Consider the following 6,030-nt stretch of genomic DNA (forward strand, 5'->3'; position numbering starts at 1 on the left):
GGGCTGTCCGGTGGGCCGGGGCCGCCCGGGGATCGCGGAGCCGGTCGCCAGGGCGAGCACGGCCCCGCCGAGCCCGACCGCCGCGACGAGCACAAAGGCCTCGCGCCGGGGGACGGGCGCGCCGCCGAGCGGCGAGCTCAGCTGCGCGAAGACCGCCCCGACCACGGCGCCGGACAGCGAGGTGCCGAGGGAGCGCATCAGTGTGTTGAACCCGTTCGCCGCCCCCGTTTCCGCCGCCGGGACCGCCGTCATGAGCAGCGCGGGGATCGCCCCGTAGGCGAAGCCGACACCGCCCTGGGTCACCACGGTGCCGACGACCAGTGCCGTGACGGAGCCCATCCCGGTCAGGGAGACCACGTACCCGACGCCGATCAGCACGGTGCCGGACAGCAGGGAGGTCTTCGGGCCACGTGCCGCGGAGATCCGGGCGCCCAGCGTCGACGCGCCCATCATCGCCACCCCGGCGGGCAGCATCAGCAGTCCTGCCTGCACCATCGAGCGGCCGAGCCCGTACCCCGTCGCGGTGGGCAGTTCGAGCAGCTGGGGGACCATCAGCAGCTGCGCGTACAGGGCGAAGCCCACGAGGACCGAGGTGGCGTTCACCAGCAGGACCGGCCGCCGCGCCGCGGTGCGGACGTCGATCAGCGGGTCGCGCGTCCGGCGCTCCCACACGCCCCACAGCACGAGGGCCACGAGGGCTCCCGCCAGCAGGCCGAGCGTGGCGGCGCCGGTCCAGCCCCACTCGCCGCCGTACGAGACCGCCAGCAGCAGCGCGGTCAGACCCGCGGTCAGGGCCAGCGTGCCCACCCCGTCGAACCGCCCCCTGGCCAGCGGCGGGGTCACCGGGACGAGCCGGGCCACCAGCACCCCGATGACCGCCGTCAGCACGCCGATGCCCCAGAACAGCAGGTGCCAGTCGGCGAACTGCGCCACCGCGGCGGCCAGCGGCAGCCCGACCGCGGCCCCGATGCCCAGCACGGACGAGGTCAGGGCGATCGCGGAACCGAGCCGGCGCGGAGACAGCACGTCACGCAGGAGGCTGATGCCGAGCGGTACGAGGCCCATGCCGATGCCCTGGAGCCCGCGACCCACGATCACGGGCGCGAGTGAGTCGGACACGGCGCACAGCACCGAGCCCGCGGTCACCAGCACCAGCACAGTCAGTACCAGCCGCCGCTTGCCGTAGAGGTCACCGAGCCGCCCGACGACCGGGCTGGTGACCGCGCCGCCGAGCAGCGTGGCGGTGACGATCCACGAGGTGCCGGCCGCCCCCGCGTGCAGCAGCCCGGGCAACTCGCCGAGCAGCGGTACGACCGTGGTCTGCGCCATCGCGGCCACTCCGGCGGCGAGCGCGACGACCACCACGATCCCGCGCTCGCCCGGTGGCCCGTCCGGCCGTGCGCCCTGCGGGGCGACGGCCTGCCCCTGGCCGGGGGCACCCTCCCGGGTCACAGGCTCCTGCCCACGATGAACTCGGCGACGTCCGCGAACTCGCCGCGCACGTCGGCGGGGACGCCGGACGCGGCAAGGCTCTCCGCCGCCGCCGCGGTCTGGCGCGCGGCCTCCTCGCGCGCCCAGTCCCGGCCGCCCGCGTGCTCCACGAGGGCGGTGACGCGCCGGACGCCGTCCTCGTCGAGGGGTTCGGTGCTCAGGTAGAGGGCGCGCAGCTCCTCGGACCCCGGGGCGTTCAGCGCCGCGACCACGGGCAGGGACTTCTTGCGCACGCGCAGGTCGGCGCCCACCGCCTTGCCCGTGGTCGCCGGGTCGCCCCAGATGCCCAGCAGGTCGTCCACCAACTGGAAGGCCAGGCCGATGTGTTCGCCGAAGGCGGCGAGCCCGTCGACCTGGTCGCGCCCGGCGCCCACCAGGGCGGCGCCGAGGGAGCAGGCGCAGCCGAGCAGGGCGCCCGTCTTGTCGCCCGCCATGCGGACGCACTCGCTGAGCGCCACGTCGTCGCGTTGCTCGAACGCGACGTCCGAGGCCTGGCCGTTGATCATCCGCTGGGTGGCCGCCATCAGGGCGGCCGTGGCCGCGGCCGCGCCCACCGCGGGCGCCTCGACCAGTACGGACGTGGCGGCGGTGATCAGCGCGTCACCGGCCAGGATCGCGTTCGGCACCCCGAAGACCGTCCAGGCGGTGGCCCGGCGCCGCCTGGTCTCGTCGCCGTCCATGATGTCGTCGTGCAGCAGTGAGAAGTTGTGGACCAGTTCGAGGGCGACCGCGGCGGGCACGCCGTCGGCGGCCGTCGGGCCCGCCGCCCGGGCCGACAGCAGGACGAGGGTGGGCCGGACCAGCTTGCCGCCCCAGGCACCGGCCGGCCGGCCTTCGGCGTCCGCCCAGCCGAGGTGGTAGCCGCTGACCCGGCTCATCTCAGGTCCCAGGTACCGCTCGACGGCGCTGTGCAGGGCGGGCCCGACGAGCGTACGGCCGCTGTCGAGTACCTCGGTGAGGGAGTTGACCGATGCTGTCGTCATGGCACCCGCCGATCTGTCGTGGCCGAAGGAGGAGGTGGGGACCCGGCCGCGCGCGGCCGGACGGCGGGCGCGCTGGGGTGTCGCATGGGCACCTTCCCTGTGGGGTCGAGGCGGTCACGGCGTGGGCAGGCCGCGGGGGGTCGGGACCGGTGGGCTGAGCAGGCTGCGCCGTACGACGCGCGGGGAGAGCAGCGCGCGGGGCGGGGCCAGCAGGAAGAGGACGTCGCGGTTGGCGGCGCACACCACCGGATCGCCCGGTACGTGGTCGCGCACGCGGTCCAGGTAGCGGGTGAGGAGCCGGGTGACGGGGCCGGAGCGCACGGCGTTGCCCGACACCCCGGGCATGGGGCTGTCCGCGCCTGTCGCGATGGTCCACGCCGCGCTGGACGAGCGCACGATCGCCCGCTGGAGGGCGGCCACCGAGGGCAGCCGCTCGCCCGCCAGCTCCCTCGCGAGCGCGACGGCGTTGAGGGCCGCGACGGAAACCCCTTGCCCGTAGACGGGGTTGAGCGCGCACACCGCGTCGCCGACGACCAGCAGCCCGCGCCTGTCCCCGGGCAGCCGGTCGTAGCGCCGCCGCCGGTTCGCGGTGTGCCGATAGCCCACGGGCCGGCTCACCGGGCACGCCGAGCGCAGCCAGTCGTGCGGTGCGGGATGCGGGAGGAGGCGCGCGAAGTCGACGAATCCCTCGACGTCCGTGGGCGGTTCCTGGCCCCGGGGCCCCGACAGGGTGACCATCCAGCGGTCGCCCTCCGCAGGCAGGAGGATCGAACCGATCGGCTGCCCCGAGTCGGGGACGATGTAGAAGCCCCTGAGGTCCTGCGCGGGTCCCTCACCGGTGAACACGCACGTCGCGTACGCCCGCCCGGTCTCCACCACCTCCTCCGCGAGCGCGGGCGCGCCGAGCGCGGCCAGCCAGCGCGGAGTACGGCTGGCCCGGCCGGTCGCGTCCACCACCAGATCGGCGGCGAGTTCCTCCGGGGGGTCGCCGTCGTCCCCGCCGCGGGCACGCAGCAGCACACCCGTCACCTCGTCCGGCCGCCCGAGCAGGCCGGTCGCCTCGACGCCCGTGCGGACCTCGATCCTGGGGTCGGCCAGCACCCGCCTGCGGATGGCCAGTTCGAGCAGCGGACGGGACGGGGTCATGATCGGCGCCGACGGGTTGCGGCGGGAGATCCACCGCCCGGCCTGCCACACACCGACCTCGCCCGGCACCGCGAGCCGCGGGGCGTCCACGTCCCGCAACTCGGGGACGAGGCCGGGCAGCAGCCGGTCCAGAGCGTTCATGCCGCCGGCCAGCAGGACATGGGTGTGGCGCGACTGCGGCACCCCGGCGCGTGGCACCGGGCCGTCCTCGTAGCGGTCGCGTTCGAGCACCGTCACCTGCCGTGCGCGATCGGCGAGGACGCGCGCGGCCAGCAGCCCCGCCACGCTCCCGCCGAGCACCACCACACGGCCGAGCGTGCCGCGCCCTGCGCCGGGTCGCGCGGCCGGTGCGCGCCGCGGGCCGCCGTCGCGGACCCGGGGCCCGGGGGCCGTTGCGCCATCGCCGGGCCGCTCGCCGCCCGCGTCGGTGACGTCCGTGCTTGTGAGCTTCGCGTTGGTGACGTCCATGCTCGCGGTGTCTGCCTTCGTGACGTTCGGGCTCGCGGCGTCCGTGCTCGTGGGGTCCAGATCCGTTCCGTCGATCCGCGCGGCGAGGAAATCGGCACCGGACGTCTGCCCCGTGCCCGGCCGGTCGCCGAGCATGTGGCCGACCAGCTCCCAGTGCGTCTGCCGCCAGCGCCGTATGGCCCCGTCCAGTTCCTTGAACTCCCGTTCCGGCAGCGGCGGGCCGTCCTTGCCCTCCGCGGCCAGGTCCTTCATCAGCGCGAACAGCGCCCGGAACTGCTCGGAGTCGAGTCCGCTCGCCGTGCCGAACCGGTCCCTGAACCGCAGGAAGTCCTCCTGCCGCAGCGTGCGCCGCAGCAGGGTCAGCTGCTCCGACAGGGCGTCGACGAGCCGCGCGGCCCGCTCCGCCCGGTCGGCGAAGCACTGCTCCCCGCACTCTCCGGCGGCGATGTGCCGCAGATCCACGAGGACTTGGCTGAGCAGGGTCTCGGAGGCCTGGTGCACGACGATGAACAGGCGCTCGCTGTCGCTCAGATCGCACTGTTCCGCAGGCGTCAGGGGGTGCTGGAGGGCGAGCAGTTCTTCCAGCCGCAGATAGGTCGCATAGGTCGGGGAGGTCATCGGGCCAGCTCCTCGGGGGATTTCGGCGCGCTGTCAGACCAGGCGGCCCGGCACGGTCAGTTCCGCGAGGGCGTCGCGGTGCGGTCCGGGCGGAAGGCTTTCGAGTGCCGTCGAGGCGAGCCGCACATGGTGGTGCGACACCACGCGCGCCGCCTCGATCCCGTCGTAGGCGTCGACGAGTTCCGACATGGCCCCGTGGCGCTCGGCCGCCGGCGCCTGGACGTCGGCGAGCAGTTGCTCGATGCGCCGCCTGCGCTCCAGGGGCGCGCGCTCGTGGGCCAGCAGCACGGGCAGGGTGGGCCTGCCGTTGCGTACGTCGGAGACGTTCGGCTTGCCCGCGCGGGTGCCGTCGTACGCCATCAGGTCGTCGCGTATCTGGTAGGCGATGCCCAGTTGGTCGCTGTACTGGCCGAGCGCCTTGAGCGGTATGTCCTCGGCGCCGCCGAGGGTGGCGCCGACACCGCACGCCATCCACAGCAGGGCGCCGCTCTTGTCGGCGATCATCTTGAGGTAGGAGGTGATGGAGCAGATCTGGCGGCTCATGCGGATCTCCTGGACGGCCGCACTGCCGATCCGCAGTCCCGCCTGGGACAGCACGGTCAGCGCCCGGGTGACGCTGTCGGCCGAGGCCCCGGCCTCGCGGCACTCGGCCAGCGCGGCGAAGCCGTGGAAGAACAGTCCGTCCCCGCCCACGATCGCCATCGGCTGCCCGAAGACGGTGTGGGCCGCGGGCTTGCCGCGCCGCTGGGCGTCGCTGTCGATGATGTCGTCGTGCATCATGGCCCCGACCTGAATGCACTCGAGCGCCACGGCGGCGGGCAGTACGGTCTCCACGTCGCCGCCCACCGCGAGGGCCGAGCGGACCACCAGCCAGGGGCCCATCATCTTGCCGAAGGGCACCAGCCCGTAGCGCACCACTTCGTCGAGGTCCGAAACGCCGTTCGGCCACCGGCCCTCGACCTCGGCACGCACCATCGCGGCGACCTTCGGGTCGGCGACCTGGGGCACATCGATGTCGGTCATGTGTGTGACGTTAGGGAGACGGCTCGGCGATCGTCAGCGCGCCAGGGCGACTTGGGCCCGAACGGGACCGGGGGATGGCGTCTTTGGCCGGGCGGCCCACGGCCCCGCACGGGAGCGCCCGCGCGTGCGGCACACGGCACCTGTACGGATGCGCCTGCGCGTGCGGTCCACGGCGCGTGTACGGGCAACATAGGGCGTGTGTACGGCTGCGCTTCCGCGTGCAACACACGGCCCCGTACGGGCCCCTGGCGGTGCACGTACGGGGCCCTCGCCCCCGGGTCCTCCCGCGCACCCCCCCGCG

Annotated in this window: 4 protein-coding genes; all 4 read right to left on the reverse strand. The window is 74.6% G+C overall.

Features of this window, described 5'->3' with window-relative positions; genetic code table 11:
* A partial coding sequence (locus LCE31_RS35260) for an MFS transporter (RefSeq protein WP_225021846.1) occupies positions 1–1,452 on the reverse strand: 1,452 nt, incomplete at its 3' end.
* Positions 1,449–2,474 (reverse strand): polyprenyl synthetase family protein, encoded by a 1,026-nt coding sequence (locus LCE31_RS35265; RefSeq protein WP_225021847.1) that lies wholly within the window; start codon positions 2,472–2,474, stop codon positions 1,449–1,451. The genes LCE31_RS35260 and LCE31_RS35265, both read right to left, overlap by 4 nt.
* A 114-nt stretch (positions 2,475–2,588) precedes the next feature.
* Positions 2,589–4,706, reverse strand: coding sequence for a tryptophan 2,3-dioxygenase family protein (locus tag LCE31_RS35270; RefSeq protein WP_225021848.1), 2,118 nt, complete (start codon positions 4,704–4,706; stop codon positions 2,589–2,591).
* A gap of 33 nt (positions 4,707–4,739) precedes the next feature.
* Positions 4,740–5,729 (reverse strand): polyprenyl synthetase family protein, encoded by a 990-nt coding sequence (locus LCE31_RS35275; protein WP_225021849.1) that lies wholly within the window; start codon positions 5,727–5,729, stop codon positions 4,740–4,742.
* Positions 5,730–6,030 lie beyond the last annotated feature (301 nt).

Origin of the sequence: Streptomyces sp. 8L (assembly GCF_020176795.1) — a bacterium.
Lineage (GTDB): Bacteria > Actinomycetota > Actinomycetes > Streptomycetales > Streptomycetaceae > Streptomyces.

What these genes read in the sequence shown, in the direction of transcription:
- LCE31_RS35270 (WP_225021848.1), bottom strand. Translation starts at nt 4,706, where the DNA reads ATGACCTCCCCGACCTATGCGACCTATCTGCGGCTGGAAGAACTGCTC.
- LCE31_RS35275 (WP_225021849.1), bottom strand. Translation starts at nt 5,729, where the DNA reads ATGACCGACATCGATGTGCCCCAGGTCGCCGACCCGAAGGTCGCCGCG.
- LCE31_RS35265 (WP_225021847.1), bottom strand. Translation starts at nt 2,474, where the DNA reads ATGACGACAGCATCGGTCAACTCCCTCACCGAGGTACTCGACAGCGGC.